The sequence below is a fragment of the Thalassobellus citreus genome, from assembly GCF_044385915.1.
In the GTDB taxonomy this organism is placed as follows: Bacteria; Bacteroidota; Bacteroidia; order Flavobacteriales; family Flavobacteriaceae; genus Thalassobellus; species Thalassobellus citreus.
Window position 1 is genome coordinate 1 of record NZ_JBISCC010000121.1, and the last position, 24560, is coordinate 24560.

Annotated in this window: 23 protein-coding genes; 14 read left to right on the forward strand and 9 right to left on the reverse strand. The window is 26.9% G+C overall.

All coding sequences use genetic code 11. From position 1 onward, the window contains the following. A partial coding sequence (locus tag ACH5TX_RS06160) for a hypothetical protein (protein ID WP_439338657.1) occupies positions 1 to 324 on the reverse strand: 324 nt, incomplete at its 3' end. 445 nt (positions 325 to 769) lie between these two features. Between ACH5TX_RS06160 and ACH5TX_RS06165 the strand changes: the two genes are divergently transcribed. From ACH5TX_RS06165 to ACH5TX_RS06210, 10 genes are all read left to right on the forward strand, one after another. Next, positions 770 to 1393, forward strand: coding sequence for a sugar transferase (locus ACH5TX_RS06165; RefSeq protein ID WP_439338909.1), 624 nt, complete (start codon positions 770 to 772; stop codon positions 1391 to 1393). Positions 1394 to 1482: 89 nt separating this feature from the next. Continuing rightward, positions 1483 to 2121 (forward strand): acetyltransferase, encoded by a 639-nt coding sequence (locus ACH5TX_RS06170; RefSeq protein WP_439338658.1) that lies wholly within the window; start codon positions 1483 to 1485, stop codon positions 2119 to 2121. A 5-nt stretch (positions 2122 to 2126) separates the two neighbouring features. Continuing rightward, the gene (locus ACH5TX_RS06175) at positions 2127 to 4790 is read left to right on the forward strand and encodes a peptidoglycan bridge formation glycyltransferase FemA/FemB family protein (RefSeq protein WP_439338659.1); all 2664 of its coding nucleotides are present in this window, start codon (positions 2127 to 2129) and stop codon (positions 4788 to 4790) included. Next, the gene (locus ACH5TX_RS06180; protein ID WP_439338660.1) at positions 4787 to 6019 is read left to right on the forward strand and encodes a GNAT family N-acetyltransferase; all 1233 of its coding nucleotides are present in this window, start codon (positions 4787 to 4789) and stop codon (positions 6017 to 6019) included. The genes ACH5TX_RS06175 and ACH5TX_RS06180 overlap by 4 nt, the downstream gene beginning before the upstream one ends. Positions 6020 to 6021: 2 nt before the next feature. Continuing rightward, positions 6022 to 7188: a GNAT family N-acetyltransferase gene (locus ACH5TX_RS06185; protein WP_439338661.1), complete on the forward strand. Its 1167-nt coding sequence runs from the start codon at positions 6022 to 6024 to the stop codon at positions 7186 to 7188. Between the two features lie 14 nt (positions 7189 to 7202). After that, positions 7203 to 8363: a GNAT family N-acetyltransferase gene (locus tag ACH5TX_RS06190; protein WP_439338662.1), complete on the forward strand. Its 1161-nt coding sequence runs from the start codon at positions 7203 to 7205 to the stop codon at positions 8361 to 8363. A gap of 53 nt (positions 8364 to 8416) precedes the next feature. Next, positions 8417 to 9574, forward strand: coding sequence for a GNAT family N-acetyltransferase (locus tag ACH5TX_RS06195; protein WP_439338663.1), 1158 nt, complete (start codon positions 8417 to 8419; stop codon positions 9572 to 9574). A gap of 32 nt (positions 9575 to 9606) precedes the next feature. Next, complete coding sequence (locus ACH5TX_RS06200) at positions 9607 to 10779, forward strand: GNAT family N-acetyltransferase (protein ID WP_439338664.1); 1173 nt, start codon at positions 9607 to 9609, stop codon at positions 10777 to 10779. Between the two features lie 14 nt (positions 10780 to 10793). Then, positions 10794 to 11954 carry a GNAT family N-acetyltransferase gene (locus tag ACH5TX_RS06205; protein ID WP_439338665.1) on the forward strand — a complete coding sequence of 387 codons (1161 nt, stop codon included), beginning with the start codon at positions 10794 to 10796 and terminating at the stop codon, positions 11952 to 11954. Between the two features lie 9 nt (positions 11955 to 11963). Next, complete coding sequence (locus ACH5TX_RS06210) at positions 11964 to 13136, forward strand: GNAT family N-acetyltransferase (RefSeq protein WP_439338666.1); 1173 nt, start codon at positions 11964 to 11966, stop codon at positions 13134 to 13136. Positions 13137 to 13245: 109 nt separating this feature from the next. On the opposite strand, the gene ACH5TX_RS06215 is transcribed toward ACH5TX_RS06210, so the two are convergent. The 5 genes from ACH5TX_RS06215 to ACH5TX_RS06235 form a co-directional block, all read right to left on the reverse strand. Beyond that, a complete protein-coding gene (locus tag ACH5TX_RS06215) occupies positions 13246 to 13737 on the reverse strand; it encodes a T9SS type A sorting domain-containing protein (protein WP_439338667.1) in 492 nt (163 codons plus the stop codon). A gap of 4 nt (positions 13738 to 13741) precedes the next feature. Then, positions 13742 to 15538: a DUF8740 domain-containing protein gene (locus ACH5TX_RS06220; RefSeq protein WP_439338668.1), complete on the reverse strand. Its 1797-nt coding sequence runs from the start codon at positions 15536 to 15538 to the stop codon at positions 13742 to 13744. Positions 15539 to 15594: 56 nt separating this feature from the next. After that, the gene (locus tag ACH5TX_RS06225; RefSeq protein ID WP_439338669.1) at positions 15595 to 16896 is read right to left on the reverse strand and encodes a tyrosinase family protein; all 1302 of its coding nucleotides are present in this window, start codon (positions 16894 to 16896) and stop codon (positions 15595 to 15597) included. 592 nt (positions 16897 to 17488) lie between these two features. Beyond that, the gene (locus tag ACH5TX_RS06230; RefSeq protein WP_439335500.1) at positions 17489 to 17968 is read right to left on the reverse strand and encodes an Lrp/AsnC family transcriptional regulator; all 480 of its coding nucleotides are present in this window, start codon (positions 17966 to 17968) and stop codon (positions 17489 to 17491) included. Between the two features lie 70 nt (positions 17969 to 18038). Continuing rightward, positions 18039 to 19190, reverse strand: coding sequence for a M14 family metallopeptidase (locus ACH5TX_RS06235; protein ID WP_439338670.1), 1152 nt, complete (start codon positions 19188 to 19190; stop codon positions 18039 to 18041). A 292-nt stretch (positions 19191 to 19482) separates the two neighbouring features. On the opposite strand from ACH5TX_RS06235, the gene ACH5TX_RS06240 reads away from it, so the two are divergent. Beyond that, positions 19483 to 19869: a helix-turn-helix domain-containing protein gene (locus ACH5TX_RS06240; RefSeq protein ID WP_439338671.1), complete on the forward strand. Its 387-nt coding sequence runs from the start codon at positions 19483 to 19485 to the stop codon at positions 19867 to 19869. Between the two features lie 38 nt (positions 19870 to 19907). Beyond that, on the forward strand, positions 19908 to 20276 hold the full coding sequence (locus ACH5TX_RS06245) for a DNA topoisomerase IV (RefSeq protein WP_439338672.1): 369 nt from the start codon (positions 19908 to 19910) through the stop codon (positions 20274 to 20276). A 5-nt stretch (positions 20277 to 20281) separates the two neighbouring features. Here ACH5TX_RS06245 and ACH5TX_RS06250 read toward each other — a convergent pair whose 3' ends face one another. After that, positions 20282 to 20782 carry a hydrolase gene (locus ACH5TX_RS06250; RefSeq protein WP_439338673.1) on the reverse strand — a complete coding sequence of 167 codons (501 nt, stop codon included), beginning with the start codon at positions 20780 to 20782 and terminating at the stop codon, positions 20282 to 20284. A 13-nt stretch (positions 20783 to 20795) separates the two neighbouring features. Beyond that, a complete protein-coding gene (locus tag ACH5TX_RS06255) occupies positions 20796 to 21557 on the reverse strand; it encodes an MBL fold metallo-hydrolase (protein WP_439338674.1) in 762 nt (253 codons plus the stop codon). Positions 21558 to 21805: 248 nt separating this feature from the next. Between ACH5TX_RS06255 and ACH5TX_RS06260 the strand changes: the two genes are divergently transcribed. Next, a complete protein-coding gene (locus ACH5TX_RS06260) occupies positions 21806 to 23269 on the forward strand; it encodes a TonB-dependent receptor (RefSeq protein ID WP_439338675.1) in 1464 nt (487 codons plus the stop codon). Between the two features lie 52 nt (positions 23270 to 23321). Here ACH5TX_RS06260 and bcp read toward each other — a convergent pair whose 3' ends face one another. Beyond that, positions 23322 to 23774, reverse strand: a complete 453-nt coding sequence (gene bcp, locus ACH5TX_RS06265) for a thioredoxin-dependent thiol peroxidase (RefSeq protein WP_439338676.1) — start codon at positions 23772 to 23774, stop codon at positions 23322 to 23324. A gap of 122 nt (positions 23775 to 23896) precedes the next feature. On the opposite strand from bcp, the gene ACH5TX_RS06270 reads away from it, so the two are divergent. After that, positions 23897 to 24556, forward strand: coding sequence for an endonuclease III domain-containing protein (locus ACH5TX_RS06270; RefSeq protein ID WP_439338677.1), 660 nt, complete (start codon positions 23897 to 23899; stop codon positions 24554 to 24556). Positions 24557 to 24560 lie beyond the last annotated feature (4 nt).

Genomic DNA, 24560 nt, shown 5'->3' on the forward strand with positions numbered 1-24560 from the left:
ATCCACTTTAAAATAGGCATCCATAGCACCTATTTCCATGGTATTAATACCAAATTTTTTTAACTGAGCCATAACTGTGTTTAAAATATCTCTGTTTTTTATGGCAATTTCATCTGAAACCCTACCTTCTACGATACCCCAGTTTTTTGGATCAAAGTTAAAAATTGTAGCTTTTGAAATATTTTTAGCACTTTCTATAATAGAGTTATTATCATCTAATTGAGCTTCAACAAATAAATCTTCATCATTACAAGACATTATTAATATTGTAAATAAGAATAAAATGTTTGAGATTTTAAGTGATTTTGCTAAAAAAAATTGCATTTTGTTTTGAGAGTTAAATTTTAATTAATTTAATAACAACTTTTAATAGGTCATTAAAATTTCATTAATATACGATTAAATGTAACTTTTGGACGCTAAAAAATTTCGAATTGCAAATATAATTCACAATACACCTTTATCATAAGATTGTTAATAACTATTAGTAAATCACATACTTATAACAAAAAAAAAGACTCCTTGTTAGATAATTCTCATTATAATAAAAAAAATAATAGTATATTTCAACATTAAACCTTTCAAATAGACTTGAAATACTTAGTTTTATAAAAAATGTACGTTATCGAGAAAATTATAATTGTTAACGAAATTTTATGCTATTAGCTGTTAAATCTTAATGATAATTATATATTTGAAAAGTTTTTATAAACTTCCCTCCCCCATTTAAGAACTAATTTAAAATTATAAACCTACTTTAATTGTAATGATCTACAAGACTACTTTTAAGCCACTATTAGATTTTTTAGTGTCTCTATTTGCCTTAACAATTCTTTCTCCTATAATTATAATAGTTACCATTCTACTATTTATAGTAAATAATGGTAAACCATTTTTTTTGCAAAAAAGACCTGGAAAAAATGAAAGAATATTTAATATCATCAAATTTAAAACCATGACCGACAAAACAGACTCTGATGGAAAATTGCTTTCAGACTCAGATCGGTTAACAAAAATTGGTTTAATTGTTCGAAAAGCTTCAATTGATGAAATACCACAATTATTCAATGTAATAAAAGGAGACATGTCTATTATTGGACCTCGACCTCTATTACCACAATATTTACCATACTACACTAAAGAAGAAAAAAAAAGACATTTAGTCAAGCCTGGAATTACAGGGTTAGCTCAAGTAAATGGTCGTAATTTTTTAGATTGGGAACCTAGATTAAAATTGGATGTAAAATATGTTGAAAGTGTTTCATTAAAAGTAGACTTTAATATTTTTATAAAAACAATCTACAAGGTTTTAGCATCTAAAGATGTTGCTACTGATGCTACCAAAGCTCAACCCTATTTAGATGAATTAAGAAAAGATGATATAATTATTTAACTTTATCAACAAATTAATATATTATATACTCCCCCTTCTTTTCAAGGAAAAAATATTATATTTTAATTACATCTCAAAAATTAAGAAAAATGAGTATAAATAAAATTAAAAAAGTTAGAATTTATGGTGCTGGTGGGCATTCTCAAGTAATAAAAGAAGTTTTAGAAATTAACAACTTTACTATTACAGAAACTTTTGATGATAAGCCAGAAACTACTCATTTTGCATCAAAAAATGTTCACATGGGTGCTCGAAATCATTTAACAGAATTTCCACATGACGGAGATCCCATGATAATTGCAGTTGGTATAAATAAAGATAGAGCAGAAATTGCTGGTTTTTTAAAATGTAAATTTGAAAAAGCAATTCATAAATCTGCTATAATTTCACATAGCGCTAAAATTGGAACTGGGACTGTTGTTTTTGCAGGTGCTATTATACAATCAAATACCGTTGTTGGAAAGCATGTTATTGTCAATACTGGAGCTAGTATAGATCATGACAACATAATTGGTGATTATGCACACATTTCTCCAAAAGCAGCTTTATGTGGCCATGTAGAAGTTGGTGAAGGCTCTCATATTGGAGTTGGCGCAGTAGTTATTCCTCTTGTTAAAATTGGAAAATGGTGTACTATAGGTGCAGGAACCATTGTTTTAAATGATGTTCCTGATTATGCAACTGTAGTAGGAAACCCTGGTAAAATTATTAAAATAACAAAACCATAATTTTAATGGACAATATTAATAACATCTCTGATATTACATTTGTTGGTTCAGGAATATCAACATCCTTTACTCTTATAAATTTATTAAATCAAATAGAAAAAAACGTACTTAAAGATAAAACTACTATAACTATAGTTGATAAATATTCTGAGTTTAATACAGGTATTCCATATAGTTCTAGATCTGGGTTTTCAACACTTTTAATAACATCACTACTCAATTTTCTTCCTGAACCCGAGCTTACTATGTTTTACAGATGGCTCAAAAAAAACAAAGGCTGGTTGTTAGAAGAGTTCAAAAAAGAAGGTGGTGACTTATCTAAGCAATGGCTGTCTAATCACCAAGTAGAGATAGACAAAAACCAATGGGAAGATTTATTTATACCTCGTCGATTTTTTGGTTGTTATATTGATGAAAGAGTAAAAGAAATAATTAATGATTTAGAAAGAAAAAAGAAAATTAGTGTACGTTTTATTAATAGTGAAATAGTTAATATCACTAAACCTGAAGACTTTTTTAAGGTTTCAATGGAAAATGGAAAAAACCTTTTATCAAAAAGAATTGTTCTTTCTGTTGGTTCTCTTCCGTTTAAAAACCTTTGGAAAGACAAGGATATTATAGAAGAAGAAAATCTAATGTTTGTTAACAATCCTTACAAACCTGAGTTAAAATCAAGTTTAGATAGAATTAAAACATTTTTAGAAAAAAGAAAAATAGCGAATAAAAAAACTAATGTACTTATTATTGGTGCAAATGCAAGTGCTTTAGAGTTGTTATATAAATTAAATGATACCTCAATTAAGAAAAGTGAATCTAATTTTAATGATTTTACTTTTTTATCTACTCAAGGTAAAATTCCAGATTCTATAATAGACCAAGAAAGAAAAATGCAATTCAAAGCAACTAATTTACTTGATTTACATAGAAATGACTCTCTAACAGCAGACAAAATAGCTAAAGCCGCCTTTGAAGATATTAAACGCTCTGAAGAAATAAGTTTGGGAGCAGCTTCTACAGTTGAAACTATTTCATCAGCCTTTGGGTCTCTTCTTTCAAAATTAAGTTATTCTGAATTAGAAAAGTTTGCTTGTCAGTATGGCAATCAAATTGGTAAAAAGCAACGTTGTGCTGGTATACATTATACAAATACTGTTTTAAAATTAAAAGAAGAAAACCGTTTTAAGCATATCGCTGGACGTTTTATTGATATTGAGCTTAATAATGATGAGTATGTATTAAAATATTTAGACACAGAAACTCAAAAAGAATTAATTTACGACAAAAAAATCCACTTAATTATCAACTGCATCGGTGGAATGGATTTAACTCAAAAAAACTTACCGCAATTACATAAAAATTTAATGAAAAATAATTTATGTGATATAAATGATTCTAAAATAGGATTTAAGGTCAATGATTCATTAGAAGCATCTAGTGATTTACATATAATGGGACCATTATTAGCAGGAAATGTAATTAACAATAATGCGGTATGGCATGTCGAACATTGTGGTAGAATAATTTGGCTATCAGGAATGCTTTCTAAAACTCTGTTTAATTCTATTAGGAAAGAAAATTTAAACCTAGTTAATTTACTAAATCCAGATGGAAGTAAACTGGTTAAATCTCAATTTGAAATTATAACAGATAAAAATAATTGGGACTCAACTCTAAAGGAAATAGGTTGCTATGACTTCTATCATACATATGATTATCATAAATTATCGGCCCAGAATGGTGAAAACCCTACATTAATTAAATATGTTGAAAATAATGTAATTATTGCTTTACCATTAATTATTAGAGATATTTATAGTACAATTTATAAAGATGCCACATCTGTTTATGGTTATGCGGGACCAATATCAAACGGAATAGACGAAAAGTTTAATAATTATAACTTTATCAAATCGTTAAAGAGTTATTTCAATGAAAATAATATTATATCTGTTTTTTCAAGATTAAACCCCTACATACCAAATCAAAATGAAATTTTATTTGGCTATGGTGATTTAGCTCCTCAGGGAAAAGTAGTAAATATAGACTTAAAACTAAGCCTTGATGAACAAAGGAGTAAATACAGAAGCAGGCTAAAAACATATATAAACAAAGCCAGACGAGAATATTCTATAATATCAGGCTCATCAAATGAAGATTTAGATATTTTCATAAAACTTTACTATGAAAACATGGATAGAGTTAATGCAAAAAAGTATTATTATTTCAGTAAAAACTATTTTGAAAAAATTATTAACAGTACTGATTTTAAAACCTCAATTTTATTTGTAGTGGATAATAAAACTAAAGAAGTTATTGGTAGTGCTATGTTTATTGAAACAAATAAAATTATACAATACCATTTATCTGGTACAAAAAAAGAATATGCAAAATTAAACCCTATCAAATTATTAATTGATGAAATGAGAATTAAAAGTACAGAACAAGGTTTTCAGTTTTTTAATCTAGGAGGTGGTTTAGGTGGATCTGATGACGATTCATTATTTCACTTTAAATCATCATTTTCTAAAGATTTTAGTGAGTTTCACCTGTGGAAATGGATCACAAATAAAAAAATATATGACAAATTAGTTTCTACAAAAAAAGGTTGTAAAAAACGAAACTACTTCCCTCTTTATAGAGCTATTGAAGATATAAACGTACAATTGTGATTCATAACAATCCATTTATTTCACCAGTATTCATTAAGACCTGGATAAAACATTTCAATAAAAGTAAACCTACTTATTCTTTTGATTTTATTAAAGGATTGTCTTTTTTTAAAACACCTTTACCTCTATTTATAAATATTGGTAAAAACCTAACAAAGGGCATTTCTTATTATATAAATGAAAGCTCTAAAATATTAGATTTTAAAGGTAAAGTATTATTAATTTATGATGTACCAAGATTTTTTAATCTTAAAGAAAGCAATCTCCCAAAAAGAATTAAATCAATAAAAATTAAACAATATCCAGGATTTTTAATCAATCTTGAAAAATATATTGACCTAAATGATTATTTAAGTAAAAATTTCAGTAAAAGTAGTAAGCAAAAATTTAATAGATATAAATCAAGACTAGAACTATGCTTTGATATTAAGGAAAAAATGTTAATTGGTAATATTGAAAAATCAGAATATGATTTCGTTTTTAATCACTTTAAAGCATTACTTACCAAAAGATTTGATGACAAACAAATAGTAAACAACAATTTAAATCCTGAAGAATGGAATTTTTACTATGAAGTGGTTTATCCAATGTTACTTGAAAAAAAAGCCGCTTTATATGTTATTTATAATGGAGACATTCCTATTTGTGTAAGGTTATTATATTTTTCAGATACAATTATATTTGATGCTATAACAGTATTTGACATTGATTATTCAAAATTTCATATTGGCAAAGTTTCAATCATGAAAATGTTAGAATGGAGTTTTAAACATGAATATAAAATTTTTGACTTTTCAAAAGGTTACTATGATTATAAAGAAAGTTGGAGTGATTTAAAATATGATTTTGAATACCATGTGTTCTTTGATTCTAAGTCAATAATATCATATATTCTTGGTATTACTATTGCTATATATTTTAAATTCAAACAATTTTTAAGAGAGAAGGAATTAAACAAAAAGCTTCATGAATTAACTTATCGATTGAGAAAAAACAAAACAAAAACATATGATACGGTTTTTATTAAAGAAATAGCTCCTAATGATTTCGATTCATCTAAACTTAAAGAAATAAAACTAGATAACAGTAATACTTTTTTAAAAAAACACGCATATGATTTTCTTTTTATCACTAAAGAACATTTCAAAAATTTAAAGGTTTATAAAGTAAATAATATATACATGCTAGAAGTGAATGAACATAGAAAAATTTTATCCTTAAAAATTTAGATATGCTAAAAAAGATACTCAGTACTGAACATTTCCAATTTAGATTGTTTGAAAAAAGGGGGTTGCAGGAATTTTACAAAGGTGTCTATAATCACCATAATAAAGATTCTTTTCTTTCTAAGGACGAATTTAAAATAATAAAAAAAACTTCAAACCAAAGATTATCAAGAGTAAATTTCGTGCCACCATACTTAAATTTAGCTATAGACGAAAGCTCTAAACTAAAAAAAATAGAAATTAATAGTATTGACAAAGGCTATTTAGCAAATTTAAAAAAGCATTCAAGCATTGAAGAGTATTTATTATCACAATTTAGTGCTAAAAACAGAACTAAAATTAGATCCAATGTAAAGCGCTTAGAATTATGCTTTAATATTTCATATAGATTTTACTATGGAAATATACAAAAAAAAGATTATGATTTTTTGTTTAAAAACCTCTATTCATTAATAAACACAAGGTTTACAGAGATTAATAAAGAGCACCAAGCTTTAAAAACTTGGGATAAATATAAAGAAAGTGTTTATAAAATGATTTTAAATAAATCTGCTTCAATTTTTGTAATTTATGATGATGAAAAACCAATAGATATTTGTATCAATTATCACTTCGACAATGTATTTCTTAATCATATTAGGTCTTTTGATATAGACTACTCTAAATTCAGATTAGGGTATATTGATATTTATAAACAAATAGAATGGTGCTTTGAAAATGGTTTTGGAATTTTTGACTTAGACATGGGGACACTTCGATACAAAAAAGAGTGGTGTAACGAAGTTTACACTTTTAAGCATCATATTATATTTAATAAAAAAAATATTTTAAATCACATATTAGTAGCGTTAACAAAAACATATACCTCAATGACAAAAAAAATATTTCAAATTAAAAGTACAAAAAAGAAAGCTCCACATAATAAAATTGAAACAGATAAAAAATATTCATTACAAAATATAACTTTAGAAAACTTTAATACAAATATAGAGAACTACACAGAGCTGGATATAGAATCAGAAAAGAATAAACATCTCAGAAGCTATTTTTATGATTTTTTATATTTAACCAAAAATTCAAAAATATCAACCAAAATTTACAACGACTATTCTACAAATAAATATATATTTAAAGGAAAGAATAAAATTCAAGAACTTGAATTAACAACTTAATTCTATTAAGAAAAATGGTTAATTATATTTTAAACAAAGAGAATTTTTATACAGATCTATTTGAAAACAATAAAATTTCAAATGCGATTGAGAATATAAGTATTTCTAATTCAAATAAAGAAATATTTAAATCTGAACAGAATATAATTTTTGAAAATAAAATAAACTCCATACAATTAGTCCCTAACTATTTAAAAATACATATAGATAAAAAATTAAAAAGCAATACTGTATTTCAAAAAAAAGGATATGCTGTAGACTTAAATGGTTATGAAGATATAGGACAATATTTGAAAGCCAATTGTAGTAATAGCACCAAAAAAAACACCCTTAGAAGTATAAAAAAATTAGAAACTTGTTTTAGTATTCAATATAAAATGTTCTATGGAAGTATTGATTTTGATACTTATTCATTTATAATGAATAGTTTACTAGAAATGCTAATAAAAAGATTTGAACAACGTACAGGTAGGAATAGAGTTATTGAAAATTGGGATCATTATTTGAGTAAATGTTATAATCTTATTTTGAATAAAAAAGCATCCCTATTTGTAATATTTAATAACAACCAACCTATTAAAATAACTTTAAACTTTTATTATAATAGTATAGTTTATAGTGCTATATCATCCTATGATATAAGTTTTTATAAATTTAGTTTAGGTAATATTGACACTTACAAACAACTAGAGTGGTGCATAAATAATAAATTTTCAATATTTGACCTTGGATATGGTGACTTTAACCAGAAAAAGACTTGGTGTAATTTAATTTATGACTTTGAAAACCATGTGATATATCTTTCTAAATATCAGATGATAGCAAAAATTTTTACTTTTTTTATAAACTTTAAATATAAATTTATAAATTATTTGATATCTAAAAACATAAACACAATTTTCACTAAATACAAATCAATATTTAATAATAAAAAGAAATCTAAGAAAGTTGAGCAATATAAAACTGACATTATTTCAAAAGAACTTGTTGATTATAAACGCCTTGTTAAAGTAGATTTTTACAACAAAGAATATAACTTTTTAAAAGAAAATGTCTATGATTTCATTTATAAAAATAATGAACACATAGAAAATATTAGTACTTATAAATTTAAGAATAAAACAAATAGCTATATAATTGAAGGAGAAAAAAATTACAGGCAAGATAATTTTTAATAATCACCATTTAAATTAGGTTTATCTAGATAAATTAAGAAGAAAGAATAAATATGACAAGAGAGGTATTTATGTGGAATTACATTAAAAAAAATATAGTACCTAACTATTATAATGAATTATATATAAATTCTAAAAAAATTTATTCCCTAAAAAATGATTCTGAAAAAAAAAATATTTCCTCTTTAATTTTATACACCTCTCTTTTTCCTAGCTTTATTCAATCTAAAATACACAATAATGAAGACTATATATTAAAAAAAATAATTCATCGCAACTACGATGGTGCAGGTATTTTAATTAAAGATAACTATTCAATAGAAGATTATTTAAACACATTTTATAAGCAAAAATTTCGATCAAATATTAAACGCTATAAAAGACATTTAGAAAGTTCTTTTGATATTAAATATGAAACATATTTTGGAGATATTTCTAAAGAAAATTTTAACTTCTTAATAGATAATTTATACATATTACTAAAAAAAAGATTTAAACAAAAAAATAAAAAAAATCATTTTTTAGAGAATTGGGAAAATAACATTAAAGATTTACGTACCCAAATAAACAATAAAAAAGCATCATTGCTTGTTATTTATGATTGCAAAAAACCAATAAGTATATCTATAAGTCAACATAATGATGCAGCAGGCATTAGGTTTAGCGATTGTACCGCCTATGATATTGATTATTCAAAATTTGGTTTAGGCCATTTATCAAATTATAAAAAACTAGAATGGTGCCTAAATAATAATTATATCTTTTTAGATCTTGGTAATGGAATATCAAATATAAAAAAAGAATGGTGTAATACATTATATGATTTTGAATATCAATTATATTACAAAAAAAAATCCACCCTTGCCTACATAATAGCTTATTATGAAATTTTTAAAATAAAAGTCAAGAATTTGATTAAACATTTATTTATAAAAAATCAAGTTGAAAAAAACAAATCTAAAAGCCCTAAATTAAAACCATCATATTCTTTATATAAATTAAATTCTAACAAAAATATTCAAAATGGTAATCATGTTTTAGTAAATATTAATAAGCAGAACTTTGAATTTTTAAGACTCCCAGTTTATAACTATTTATTTTCTTGCAACGAACATATTAACAATATTACCATTTATGAAGTAAAAAATGAATTGAATACATATTTGATTAAGGGACAAAATAATTTCACAAAATTAATTTTAAATACATAACTCTTTCTATAATTAGAAAAAACATGGTATACTTGAAAAAACACTTATTTCTTTGGAACTATATAACAAAAGGAGAAACCCCAGAGTGCTATGAAGAATTAGCAATTAAAAATAAAATTTATGGCGCAAAAAATAATATAAAAATTTCGACTAAATCGCCAATTGTAACTAGCGTAAGTTTATTCCCTAAATTTATTACACCTCCAAAAGCTTTAAATACTTATAGCTTAAAAACCTTTAAACATTATGGTTTTGAAGGAGCAGGTATATATATTGAAATAGAAAAAAACGAAACAATTGATTCTTATATGAGTTCACATTTTAAGACTCAATTAAGAAAAAACATAAAGCGCTATATAAATCGTCTTGAAAAATCGTTTGATATTAAATATGAATATAACTTTGGTAACATATCTCAAAGCAAATATGATTTTTTGTTGACTGCTTTAAAAGGTATGATGACAAAAAGATTCGAACAGAAAAATATGGCTAATATTTTTTTAAAAAAATGGGAAGAAAACACAAAAGGTATTTATAACTTAATAAATAAAAAGAAAGCCTCACTTATAGTGATTTACGATGGTGAAAAACCTATAAGTATTTCACTTAATTATCATGAAAGTAATGCTATCTTATTTGGGCATTCTGGCTCATTTGATGTTGATTATTTAAAGTTTGGTCTTGGTCATATAGATCTTTATTTGCTATTAAATTGGTGTTTAAAAAACAAATACATGTTTTTAGATTTAGGCACAGGAATATTAGATTACAAAAAAAAATGGTGCAATACATTTTATGATTTCGACTATCATCTTTTTTATAAAAAAAAATCAATTTTAGCATTCATCATTTTATCTTTTGAAATTTTCAAAATAAAAATAAAAAACACTATCAAATTAATTAACCCAAAAGGTGTAATTTTAAAAATAAAAAACATATTTAATTCGAAAAAAGACTTTAAACCTAATTCTGTTTCTGATTATAACATTGAAACTATTGAAACACATAAAATAGATGAAACTTTGTTAAAAACAATAAATATTAATACACCAGAATATCAAACTTTAAGACTTCCTATCTATAATTATTTATATACGAGTCAAGAAAACATTAAAGATATTTCTGTATATAAAATTGAAAACGAATTACAAACCTTTTTAGTTCAAGGAAAAAAGAATACTTTAAAAGTAATCTTTAATATTTAATATAACCATTTGAAATGTCCCTAATAGAAAAAAAAGCATTTATAGATAAACTTAAGTATAGAGGTAGAATAACATCTCCATACTCTATTATTTCTAATGCAAATTCAAATAAAACTTTATACACTTCAAATATTGAACAAAAAGAGAGTAACGCTTTAACAAAACTAATAACATTATTTCCAACTTACTTATCTTTTAATATAGAGAGCAACAAGAATTTAAAAGTTATAAAGGTTAAACAGCAAAACTTGCCAGGTTTAGCAATTAAAACAGATAATTACAATGATATAAACTCATTTATGTCTGATAATTTCACTCCTAAAGTAAGAACATCAATAAGAAGGAGTTTAAAAGGTTTAGAAACATGTTTTGATATAAAATACAAAATGGTATTTGGTGAAACATCTCATGATGATTACACTACTATAATGGAATCACTCAAAACTTTATTAACGAAAAGATTTAACCAACGAAATGAAGTTAATGTCTTTCTAAACATTTGGGATGAAAATTTTGAATCTATTTTTAAGTTAATTAATAAAAAGAAAGCTTCATTATTTGTTATCTACGCAGATGAAAAAATTATTGGAGTATCAGTTAATTATCATTTTAGAAATATTTTTATTGGAGATGTTATTGCATATGATATTGACTTTTCTAAATTTGGTGTAGGAAACACTATCATATACAAACTTATAGAATGGTGTTTGAATAATAATTATTCATTATATGATTTTGGTAATGGAGATTTAGCATTTAAAAAAAGGTGGAGCAACCTATTTTATTCTTTTGAATATCATGTTTTTTATAACAAAAATTCTTTGTTAAGCTATTTAACAGCGATAGCATTAGTATTACAAATTAAGATAAAGAATTTATTAAAACTATGTAATGTTCAAACATTATATGAATATTTAAAAAACACATCTAAAGGAAAAAAAATAGAGATAAAAAACAACTATATTTTAAATAATATTGAGAAGATAGAAAAATACGAAAAGCTAGAACAAATAAATATTTCTGATGCTTCTTTTTCGCATCTCAGAAAATTATTTTACACTTTTTTATACACTAATAATGACCACATTAAAAATGTTAGGATATTAAAAAACACAGACAAGCACTTTTTTTTCATTGGTAAAAACAAGTCCCAAGAAATTATTTTCAACCAGTAATCTATTTACATGAAACTTATCCGAACAAACTTTTTCAATACATTAAAAGAAAATCATTCTAATATTAAAGGTTATAAAAAGTTAAATTATACCCCTAATAATATAAAGCTATCTGATTTCGAAGGGAAAGTAGATGATAACACTATTCTAAATAAAGTTATATCTAATATGCTATTTCCTTCATACTTAAAACCTGAATTTAGTAATGAACCAAATATTAAAATAGCTATAATACCTCAAAAAAAAATAACAGGGTATTCAATACTATTAAAAGATTCTAAAAATATTGAAGACTTTTTATTAAAAGAATATAATAGTCGCTATAGAAAAGAAATCAGGAGGCATTTAGGGAAATTTGAAGCTTGCTTCAATGCTAACTATAAAATTTTTTTCGGTAAAATTTCTAAAGAAGACTATGATTTTTTAATGGGTTCGTTGCATAATATGCTCATACGACGTTTTAATCAGCGTAATGACAAAAATAAAATTCTAGAAAATTGGGATTACTATTTAAAAACAACATTTTCTCTCATCAATTCTAAAAAGGCATCTATGTATGTTATTTATGATGGAACAAAACCTGTGCAAATTTCTGTTAACTTTCATATTGACAAAATATTATTCATTTCAATAACATCATACAATATTGATTACCAAAAATTTTCGATGGGAAACAATGCTATTTATAAGTTATTAGAATGGAGTATTGAAAATGGGTATAACCATGTAGATATGGAATATGGTTATCTACATTATAAACAAAAATGGAGTAATTTTATTTATGGCTATGATCAACATGTTATCTTCTCTAAAAGTAACCCAATGATGATCGCTCTTGCATTTGTTGAAATACACAGAATAAAATTCAAAAATTTACTAAAATCTTTAAATATTGATGATTTAATAAAAAAGATTAAAGAAAAAATTAAAAGTAAAAGTATACCAGAAAAACAAATAACTTTTGAAAAAGAAGTTATAGAAAATTTAAACACGACGCAATTAGATTTGATTCATAAACATGAAAATGATGAAGATTATTTTAAAATTAAACCTGCAGTATTTGATTTTCTATATTACCATAGAGAACATATTGATTCAATAAAAATTTTTAAAGACAAAACGAATAATTCTGAATACTATTTAATTGGAAAAACAAAGACTGAAAAAATCAAATTACATTAGCTAAGTCTTTTCAATAATTTAAAACAACTAAAAAAAAGCATCATTTCTAAAATCAATATTTTAGAAATGATGCTTTTTTAAATTAATTTGCTACTATTTTTATTAAAGCTTAATTCTTAACAACTTTGAAAGCCTTTATATACTGATTACCTTTTATTATATTAAAAAAATAAGTTGCCTGTTCCAAGCTTTCTAAATTTAAAGTAACAACATTTTCTTGTATTATTTCTCTTCTAATTAACCTCCCATTAATATCTGAAAGTTCTAATTTTAAACTTTCTTGCTCATTCGCATAAAAATAAGTCTTATCAATTCTTAAAGTTAAATAATTACTTGTGGGATTAGGGAATAACGCTATATCAATACTAATATTAGTATCAACTCCTAATTCTTCAAATATCTCATAAGGTTGCTGAACTCCTGATGTTACAGTGTTTCCAGTACCATCGACAATCATTTCATAACATATTTGACCTATACTATAACTAGCTGTTCCTCCAACTCCTATCGCCTCTCCTCCAGAAGCAACTACTGCACTTTGCGCCTTTAAAAAACCAAAACCAGACAAAAAAATCATAAAGAATATTATATTTGTTTTCATTCTTTTAATTATTACTTTTTAGTTGCTCTTCTACTTTTACTAACCTTTCTAATAATGATTTCAAAACTGTATTCTCTTGTTCTAAATTATCTATTTTCTTAATAGCTTCTTCTAAAACCTTTATTTTAATTTCTTGAGCTTTTAATTGTTTATTTTGTTCAATAGTATATAACGTTAATTCTTCAATTTTTTCAACCAATTTAATATTCATTTCTGCTAATTGAAGTCCCTTCTTTTCCATTTCTTTATCTGAATCAATTCCAGGTAAATGTTTGTTTTTATTTATAAATTTTTCTACATCTTCTAGTTTTGGTAACTCATAATCACTAGCAAAAACATAATCTGGCCAGTCGCCAACATCTACAGAAACTTGAACTTCTTGCGCATGTATTTTACCCGCTACTATAAGTTTTGTAGCAGTACCTGTATCAGCTGGAATATCAGAAAAATCAGTAACAGCAATACCAACAACTCCTGAAGATAGATTGATATTACCTCCAACTGGTGTCCAAGGACTTGTTGTAACAGATCCACCTCTGTCACTTAAAGAAACAAGGTAATCTACTTGAGATAATGATTGTGTAGGTCCAGTAGCTCCTGTATCTCCTTTACTTGCAATTAAATCCCAATAGGTTGTATTAACTGGATCTTCATTTGAAACCGTATCTAAAATACAAATGTATGACGATCCATTAAATTGAACTGATTGACCAACTGTATAGCTTTGTGAATTCCAAGTTCCTTGCCAATCAACAATTCCAGCAGGTCCTTGAGCTCCATCATTTCCATCTGAACCTTCTAAAGAAAGTAACCATGCTGACTCTGTTCCTACAAAACCATTATTAACTGCTACTTGATAAGCTGATACACCATCTGTTCCATTTACTCCATCTAATCCTGCTACACCTTGTATTCCTTGTATTCCCTGATCACCAGTATCGCCTTTATCACCCTTAGGACCTTGTGGGCCTCTTATTTGCCCCACAGTTATCCATTGTGTACCATTTGAAACCAGACCATCTCCTATAGCTACTGCATTTCCTCCTTGATCCGTTCCTGAATCTATAGCTATCCACATTAAGCCTGGAACTGTATTGTCTTTAAGAAATATATTTGCTAATGTATCTGAACCTTGAACTGTTACTCCTCCTCCATCTGCTCCTTGCTCACCCGTATCTCCTTTGTCTCCTTTAGGGCCTGTTGCTCCATCTGCTCCGTCTAATCCTGCTAAACCTTGTATCCCTTGTATTCCTTGATCACCAGCATCTCCTTTGTCGCCTTTATCTCCCTTATCTCCTTTAGGACCTGTTGCCCCATCTGCTCCGTCTAATCCTGCTACACCTTGTATTCCCTGATCACCTTTGTCACCCTTAGGGCCTTGTGGACCAGCAACAGAACTACCACTATTTTTTGCATATAATGCATAAGGAACACTTATAAGTTGACTAACACCATTAATGGTATAATTTGTTCCTCCAAAAGGATCTATTTCAGTTTTAATGTAGTAAATATCATTTCCCCAATCAATCGTTTTAAAATCATCAATAGTAACCCCTGTCCCTATTTCTACACTTAATAAACCATTGATATTTGTTGTAGGATTTTGTGTTTCTGTATAAACAATAGTCCCTTCAGAATTATTTTTTACAATTCTAATTCTAAGACCCAAAGTTGTATTTACTAATAAATTACTAAAGTTATCTCTAACAACCGCTTGGTAACTCATTTTTTCAGGAGCCTGAGCAAATGAAAAAATTGTTACAAAAAAAATAAGCACAAAAAATATACTTTTAAATTTCATCTTTATATCTTTTTTAGTGTCAGAATCTGGTTTGCAATTTTCAAATATCATTGGGATTATAATTTTATTAATTCTTTATTCAATATTACATTGCTATTTCTACTAATTTTTAAAACATAATTCCCTGGCATTAAACCAGCTAAATTAATATCTGTTCTGGTAGTATTATTTAATGCTTTATTCATCTCAACACCATTTTGCGAATTCAAAATTTCTATTTCACAAGACTCACAAACATCTTTAAACTCTAATCCTAAATTATCTTTTCTTCTGGGATCTAGAATTGTTTTAACTTCTTGAATTAATCCACCTGTAGCATAAATATTATCTACAATCCTAAAATTAGTATAGAAGCTTTTTTTATCTGCTTTTTTTCTAGAAGCTTTGCTAAACGTATTAATATCAGAATCCGCATCAAGTTTAGCTATAAATTCAGACCCTCCTTGTGCATGAAAACCTGGTTTTAAAATAATATTATTTACCGATTCAAATTTTGCTTTTTTTGTAGAGGGTATTATAAAATCATTTTTTGCTTCAATGGTATATTGATAATAAAAAACTTCTTCTTGAGTATGGTATGTATTATTAACTGTATAATTATATAATTCAGCCAACTGGTTTTCAGCATAAAATACTCCCCAAGATTTAGAATCAATCATATCATCAGGGTTTACAGCAGGTAAAGCAACTCCTGCTGAAGTTTGACTAACGCCATCATATCTAGGTAAAAGGTTTTTAATATATAAATCATCACCAGAAGAATAACCATGTAATTCTACCCAATCTTGCCAAAGCTTATCAACCATACCATGGTGTAAATAAAATATAGGATCTCGAGGAGAATTACCAGCAGCCATAACTCCTCCAGTCCATATATGCCCTCTAGTATGTACTTTTCCATTCTCTACTACTTCAGAATAAATCTGGATATTACTGCCTGAAGCTTGTGCTGTATTCACATCACCTATTGTAGGTAATGTAATACCTCCATAATTCCTACCTAAACTCCATAAAGCATCAAACCCTCCCATAAAACCTGGGTACCAAAGCTTACCTGGAGAAGTATCATATGTATTGTCAACTGTCCAATCCCAATAAGGAATAGATACTTTAGAGTTAATATTTTGCATGGCCTGCTCTAATTCAAAAATTTGTCTTCTATGCCATGGAAAAAACACATCTTTTTCAGGGGTGTTTGGTAAATTAAAATGAATGTCATCAAAATTAAAGTCATGATAATTGGCTAAATCATTAACCAAACCTATTACATCTGGTGTACCTGGATCATCATCATGATCATAATCGGCTTCTAAATCTTTAAATGCTTGTACTAACTCATCTTTCTCAGATTGAGTCATTTCATTATAATTTTTACGGATACTTTGAGAGTAAATATTAGATATACAAAAAATAAATAATAATGTATATTTTTTTAAATTTAAAAAGTTAATATTTATCAATATTTTATATATCATAATTATTTAAATACTATATAATAAAACTATCATCTAAAAAATATGGTAATTTTAATTATCTATTAAAATTTATAATAAAATTTTAATTTTATTGTATAAAACAAAATTTATGAGGGAAGTAATTACTGACTGCAAAAATTTATAATTAAAGTTAAATACAAAAAAAATTAAATTTAAAATTTTGCTATTAATCTATTCAATTTAAAAAGTAATCGAAACAAATATAGATTTAAAATAAAAAATAGAACTTGTATTATTTTAATTTCGATTAAGTATAAATTTTAGTCGTTTAATTACATTGTTAGGTTTTAAATCCTTTTCATTCATAGCAATTCAATTGATTTAATATTTTAAGTATGAAAAAAATTATTATATAATATTAGTATAATCATTATTTAAACCATGTTTAGTGAATTTAAATAACACAAAAAAAGCCCTCTAATGAGGGCTTTTTATATATTTATAATACAATCGATTACATTTCATTAAATATAGAATGCATTAATCGTTTTTTATCATTAATACTTTCTTCAAGAGAAATCATAGTTTCAGTTCTATAAACACCTTCTATATCATCTAATTTAAAAATTATTTCTTTTGCATGCTCTGTACTTCTAGCTCTAATTTTACAGAAAATATTAAATTTCCCAGTAGTAATATGTGCAACCGTAACAAAAGGTATTTCGTTTATACGCTCTAAAACAAACTTAGTTTGCGATGTATTGTTTAAATAAACACCTACATAAGCAATAAAAGAATATCCTAATTTCTTATAATCTAAAGTTAATGAAGAACCTCTAATGATTCCAGCTTCTTCCATTTTTTTTACACGTACATGAACAGTACCTGCAGAGATTAATAGTTTTTTAGCAATATCTGTAAACGGAATTCTTGTGTTATCTATTAACATGTCAAGAATTTGATGATCAATTTCGTCTAATTTAATTTTTCCCATAATTAACTATTCTTAAATATAAAGCAAAATTAATACATTTTTATTAAAAATAATACATTAAACATGGGTTTTATTTCAATAATAATGATATTTTTTCATTATTTAATATTACGAAAACGTTTTCGTAACCAACATCCACAAGTAACCCCTCTTCATTATACACCTCTAAATAATTGGCATCAAGCTCTTTATGACCATAAAAAGCACTTAAATCTTCTATTTTATCTATTTTTGGAACAAAATTCACGACACTATCAATTAATTTTTCTTGATAAAGAATAGCTATATCTACTATTCTGCCATCACTCCCATTCTTAGTATTTCTAATAATTATATCGTAAAAACATTTATCATTCTCTGGTATTTTTAAATAAGACTCGTATTTATCTCCCTTAATAGCGTTTTTAGAGATATAATCTAGAGATTCTAAAAGCGATACATAAATATATTCTCGTGTTTGCTCCCTATCATAATCATTATAATAATGGCCAGCTTCAAAAAGAATAGTTGGTACGTTTTCTGTTTGAAATGTATCTCCAACACAATTTATATTAAAAGCATCATCATAAACCCCTATATGATTAGGAATTAAGGCTTGTAAAGCATCGTTCATAGCACTAATTACCTCCATAGCTACTTTTCTATTAGGCGTAATAGTACATGCCTTATCTTGAGCAGGCGCTAAAAACGAAACAGTAGCAGGCTTATTAGATGTTCCTGCACTAAATATAGTGCGTTGTCCATGTAAATTATAACAAAAATGAGGTTTAAAGCGTTTAAACACATCTCTAAGCACTCTACTTTCTGGTTGCGACAAATCTTGTGCATCTCTATTTAAATCTACCTTATTAGCATTAATACGCGTATAAGCTTTAGCGCCATCTGGATTTAAAATTGGTATAATATATAATGTACAAGTCTCTAAAATGTATTCTAAAGTTGACTTTATGTCTAATAAGGTGTTCAACAAATCAAATAAAGCCTTAGTAGTGGTAGATTCATTACCGTGCATTTGAGACCACATTAAAATACGCTTATCTCCATTTCCTATTTTTAATCCGTAAATAGAATCGTTTAAAACAGATTTACCAATAGTTTCAACCGTTACATTATTACTTAAATTTTTTAACAAAGAACTTATATGTTCATTAGTTATATATCTGCCATAAAGACTTGCTTCCTTATGATCTAAAAAAAGTGTTTTAATATCTTCTGCTTTCATCAAAATTATTTAGGCTACAAATGTAAACAAATACTAATTTACAATTGTAAACATTAAAAATCAACACCTGTGTTTACATAAGTATACATTAAGTACAGGTTATTATTAACTATTTATTGGTTAATAATGTGTTTTTAAAATATATTATCGTAATTACATTTATTCAGAAGTTTAAAACATATTATATAAAGTTTAAGTTTATATCAAACATACTTTAAATCATCTTTTATTATGTTATTTGATAGTATATTGTTACATTTGTAAAACGCTTAACTCTGTAACACTGTTTACAATGATAAACAATGAAGAATTTACAAAAAGACTCCAAAAAGTTATAGAATACTATGGCGAATCTGCATCTTCCTTTGCCGAAAAAATAGGTGTACAACGTTCTAGTATTTCTCATATTCTATCCGGCAGAAACAAACCTAGTTTAGAGTTTATTTTAAAAATCCTCTCCACCTTCCCTGAAGTTGAATTATATTGGTTATTAAACGGTAAAGGAACTTTTCCTGCTATAGAAAAAAAGCAAACTGAAATAAAAAAAGATAACACCCCTCTTTCTTTATTTGAAAATACTACACCACTACCTGAAGTAAAAAAACATACCACATCTAAAACAATTGATCGTATTGTTATATTTTATTCTGACGGAAGTTTTGAAAATTTCAAGAATTAATAATTTTCTTTAGTAGTTTTGCATTTCAATCATAATTTATGAAACTCTTCTACATACTCCCATTAATCTTTCTAACAAGTTGCTACGAAACGACGCGTAATTGCAGTGATTATAAAACAGGCGAATTCTACAGTGAAGTTACAATAAATGGCGAGTTATTTAAATCAAAATTTAAAAGGGACGAAAATATTCAAGTTGAGATTTACGATACAAAAAAAGACTCTTCAGAATTAAGATGGATAAATGATTGCGAAGTTATTTTTAAGACCATAAAGCCTAAAAACATGGCAGAACGTAAAGACATTCATCTAAAAATACTCACTACAACAGATTCTTCGTATACATACGAATATTCATATGTTGGTGAAACAAAAAAACAAAAAGGAATAGCTTATAAAATTAAATAAAAAAATTATTCTAAAGGATATAAAAACGATTCAGAAAGTTCAAAATCAACAGTTTGATCTTCATTTACAAAATATAGCAACAAAACTTCTCCCCAAAATTCTCCATCTGAAAAATCAGCAATAATCCATTTATGATTCAATAATTTTACTGTGTTAATTAATATCTTCCTACCGTCACTTGAAGCATAAGGAACTAATGGATGTTCTCCTTTTACAGTATTCAATTCATAAAGCGCATCTTTAATAACCGGAATTAAATCATCAACATGATAGCCATCATTTTCAAAATAACTAATAGCATCTTCATTATTTTCTAAACTAAAATGAGACATGTTATTAATATTATTCTGCAAAACAAGCACCGAATCTTTATACTTTTCAGATAGCGACTTATAAGCCTGTAATTTATTATCAATACCTTCTATCAAACTTTTAGATTTCACATATTGAAACAACACAAGTAATATTGAAAAAATTAAAGCGTAGGTTAATATTTTTTGTTTCATCTTTATTATTACTTTATAAATTTATTTGCAAACCATCGTATGCCAAAAATACATTTTTTGGTAATGTTTTTTCTACTTCTTCATGAAAACCTAACAAATGACTAACATGAGTTAAATATGCTTTTTCAGGATTCACCTTATTAATAAACTGTAAAGCCTCATCTAAATTAAAATGCGATCGATGCTTTTCTAACCGAAGCGCATTAACAACTAACACTTTAACATTTTTAATTTTTTCAATCTCTTTATCTTTAACCGTTTTCATATCGGTTAAATACGCAAAATCATTAAACCTAAATCCAAAAACTTGTAAATCTGCATGCTTACCATTTACAGGAATAATCTCTAAATTATTTAATTGAAAAGGTTTATTTTTTATTCTGTTTGTAATAACCGTCGGCGCTCCAGGGTATTTGTTTTTAGTCTTAAATACATAATCAAATCTTTTCTTCAAAGACTTCAACACTCGTTTATGTGCATAAATAGGAATATCACCTTGCCTAAAATAGAACGGTCTAATATCATCAAAACCCATAACATGATCAGAATGCTCATGCGTAAAAATAATACCATCAATTTTATTACAACCAGCACGCAACATTTGATATCTAAAATCAGGCCCACAATCTATTACATACGTACAATCATTCCATTCTACCAAAACAGAAACACGTAAACGTTTATCCTTTGGATTATCGCTCAAACAAACAGGGTGCTCACTCCCTATTATTGGAATTCCTTGTGATGTTCCCGTACCTAAAAAAGTTATCTTCAAAAAATAATTATTTAATATTAATTACTATGTCTTGTTAACCTGAACACCTGTTAAGACAGCAAATTGTAATTGATTGACTTTGTGATTCATAATTTACAATGTGCTTTTTTAATGATATCTCAAAATATTAAACTCAAAACATCTTCAATCTAAAAGCAGGGCTTCTCACGAACAAATTTAAGCTTATTTTTTTTTTTACTTCTATTATTTGATACCTTTGTTTAACACATTAGTAACCCAAAAAGAGCATGGAAATTAGGATTAAAGGTGATAAAGAGTTTAATGACATCCCATCATTAAAATCAAAAGCACTTCGTATAAATTTAAACGAAAATATTTACGGATCATTTGCCGAAATTGGTGCAGGACAAGAAACCTGTAGACATTTCTTTAGAGCTGGTGGCGCATCTGGAACGATAGCCAAAGCCATGTCTGCTTATGACAAAAATTTTAGTGATGCTATTTATGGAGCTGAAGATGATGGTCGTTACGTAACAGAAGCACGTTTAAGAAAAATGCTTACCCATGAAATGAACCTCATGGAAAACAGGCTTACTCGTGAAGAAAATCCAACTAAAATATTTTTCACATACGCCAATACCGTTGCAACTATTGACTTTGCTAAACAATTTAAAGGTCACGGATGGGTTGGAATAAAATATCAAGTTGAAGAAAATGGCGATTATAATGAAATTATTTTACACGTCCGTTTTAAAGAAACAGATGCGCGCTTACAACAAGAAACACTTGGTGTATTAGGAACTAACCTTATTTACGGTGCATTCTATAAATACAACGAACCTAAAAAATTATTACGTTATTTATATGACCACTTAGATAAAGATCAATTAGAAATTGACACTATAAATTTCTCAGGTCCTGTATTTAAAAATGTAGACAACCGTTTAATGAGTTTACAACTTGTTAAAAATGGCATGACAGACGCCGTAATGTTTGGTCCTGATGGCACTAATGTTTTACCTGCAAAAGTTTTTTACAAAAAAAACATATTAGCGCTTCGTGGTAGCTTTAGACCTGTTACCAAAGTAAACATGGCTATGTATGAGAAATCATACGACATGTTTATAAAAGAAAACAAAGTAGACAAAGACAAAACAGTTGTTGTATTTGAAATAACACTTTCTAACTTAAGAGCCGAGGGTGAAATTGACGAGCAAGATTTTATTGATAGAGCCGATCTACTATGCTCTCTTGGACAATCTGTAATGATTTCAAATTTCCAAGAATACTTTAAAGTAGTTGAATACTTCTCGAAATATACAAAGGCAAGAATGGGACTAGCTATGGGAGTTAGTAATTTAATAGATATTTTTGATGAGAAATACTACCGTCATATGAGTGGAGGTATTTTAGAAGCATTTGGTAAATTATTCTTTAAAGATTTAAAAGTTTACCTATACCCAATGAAAGATGAAAAAACAGGGGAATTAATTACTAGTGATAATTTAAAAGTATACCCACGTATGAAAGAATTATACAAATTCTTTAAATACAACGGAAAAGTTATTGACATAGAAGACTACGACGAAACTATCATGAATATATTTTCTCGTGAAATATTAAGAATGATTACCGAGGGAGAAAACGGATGGGAAAATATGATACCCGAAGGAACAGCAGAATTAATTAAAGACTACCGTTTGTTTGGCTATACTAGAAAAGCTTTAACATTAAAGGGTAGAAGAAAATAACAATATTTATAAAACCTAAAAAAAGCGTCCATTTAAAAATGGACGCTTTTTTTTATTCTAAAATTTGAGCTGCATGATCTTTTGTTTTTACTTTTTGAATAACACGTTCTACAATACCATGTTCATCAATTAAAAAAGTCATTCTATGAATACCATCATATACTTTTCCCATAAACTTTTTTGGCCCCCAAACACCAAAAGCATTAATGACCGTCTTATCTTCATCTGCTAAAAGCGGAAAAGGAAATTCATATTTATTTTTAAAATTAGATTGTCTTTTTTCAGAATCAGCACTGATTCCTAAAAGTTCATATCCTTGCGCTTTTAAAACATCATAATTATCTCTTAAATTACAAGCTTCTGCAGTACATCCAGGTGTACTCGCCTTTGGATAAAAGAATACAACTAATTTCTTTCCTTTAAAATCGCTCAATGAAATAGTGTTCCCTTGTTCGTCTTTAGCCGAAAAACTAGGAACCACATCACCTTCTTTTAATGTTTTCATATATGTTTATTTTTATAAGTAATCACATCCTATTCACACAACCAATACTTTGATAGATTTTAAAATATTAGTTATGTTCATTCCATAGTATTAACTTTGATTTTTTATCAAAAATACAACTTATGACTAAAAAAGAGAAGGTTAATTTCGTTATAAAAACCTTAAAAGAATTTTATCCAACCATTCCTATTCCTCTAGACCATAAAGATCCATATACACTTTTAATAGCTGTTTTACTTTCTGCGCAATGTACAGATGTGCGTGTCAATAAAATCACCCCTTTATTGTTTGCTAAAGCAGACAATCCTTTTGATATGGTTAAACTTACTATTGAAGAAATAAAAGAAATTATTAAACCCTGTGGACTTTCACCAATGAAAAGTAAAGGCATTTATGGCTTATCAAAAATACTTATAGAAAAACACAACGGAGAAGTGCCTCAAAGTTTTGAAGCTTTAGAAGAGTTACCAGCTGTTGGACACAAAACCGCTAGTGTTGTTATGTCTCAAGCTTTTGGTGTTCCAGCATTTCCTGTAGACACTCATATTCACAGATTGATGTATCGTTGGAATTTAAGCAATGGAAAAAATGTTGCTCAAACCGAAAAAGATGCCAAACGCTTATTTCCAAAAGAATTATGGAACGATTTACATCTTCAAATTATATGGTACGGACGCGAATATTCGCCCGCAAGAGGTTGGAACCTTGAAAAAGACACCATAACCAATACTATAGGAAGACAATCTGTAATTAACGATTATTATAAATTAAAAAAGTCCTAACAAC

Coding starts and splice junctions, on each gene's coding strand:
- ACH5TX_RS06185 (WP_439338661.1), top strand. CDS start 6,022: ATGCTAAAAAAGATACTCAGTACTGAACATTTCCAATTTAGATTGTTT.
- ACH5TX_RS06250 (WP_439338673.1), bottom strand. CDS start 20,782: ATGAAACAAAAAATATTAACCTACGCTTTAATTTTTTCAATATTACTT.
- ACH5TX_RS06230 (WP_439335500.1), bottom strand. CDS start 17,968: ATGGGAAAAATTAAATTAGACGAAATTGATCATCAAATTCTTGACATG.
- ACH5TX_RS06190 (WP_439338662.1), top strand. CDS start 7,203: ATGGTTAATTATATTTTAAACAAAGAGAATTTTTATACAGATCTATTT.
- ACH5TX_RS06210 (WP_439338666.1), top strand. CDS start 11,964: ATGAAACTTATCCGAACAAACTTTTTCAATACATTAAAAGAAAATCAT.
- ACH5TX_RS06245 (WP_439338672.1), top strand. CDS start 19,908: ATGAAACTCTTCTACATACTCCCATTAATCTTTCTAACAAGTTGCTAC.
- ACH5TX_RS06175 (WP_439338659.1), top strand. CDS start 2,127: ATGGACAATATTAATAACATCTCTGATATTACATTTGTTGGTTCAGGA.
- bcp (WP_439338676.1), bottom strand. CDS start 23,774: ATGAAAACATTAAAAGAAGGTGATGTGGTTCCTAGTTTTTCGGCTAAA.
- ACH5TX_RS06260 (WP_439338675.1), top strand. CDS start 21,806: ATGGAAATTAGGATTAAAGGTGATAAAGAGTTTAATGACATCCCATCA.
- ACH5TX_RS06195 (WP_439338663.1), top strand. CDS start 8,417: ATGACAAGAGAGGTATTTATGTGGAATTACATTAAAAAAAATATAGTA.
- ACH5TX_RS06215 (WP_439338667.1), bottom strand. CDS start 13,737: ATGAAAACAAATATAATATTCTTTATGATTTTTTTGTCTGGTTTTGGT.
- ACH5TX_RS06270 (WP_439338677.1), top strand. CDS start 23,897: ATGACTAAAAAAGAGAAGGTTAATTTCGTTATAAAAACCTTAAAAGAA.
- ACH5TX_RS06235 (WP_439338670.1), bottom strand. CDS start 19,190: ATGAAAGCAGAAGATATTAAAACACTTTTTTTAGATCATAAGGAAGCA.
- ACH5TX_RS06170 (WP_439338658.1), top strand. CDS start 1,483: ATGAGTATAAATAAAATTAAAAAAGTTAGAATTTATGGTGCTGGTGGG.
- ACH5TX_RS06225 (WP_439338669.1), bottom strand. CDS start 16,896: ATGACTCAATCTGAGAAAGATGAGTTAGTACAAGCATTTAAAGATTTA.
- ACH5TX_RS06240 (WP_439338671.1), top strand. CDS start 19,483: ATGATAAACAATGAAGAATTTACAAAAAGACTCCAAAAAGTTATAGAA.
- ACH5TX_RS06220 (WP_439338668.1), bottom strand. CDS start 15,538: ATGAAATTTAAAAGTATATTTTTTGTGCTTATTTTTTTTGTAACAATT.
- ACH5TX_RS06205 (WP_439338665.1), top strand. CDS start 10,794: ATGTCCCTAATAGAAAAAAAAGCATTTATAGATAAACTTAAGTATAGA.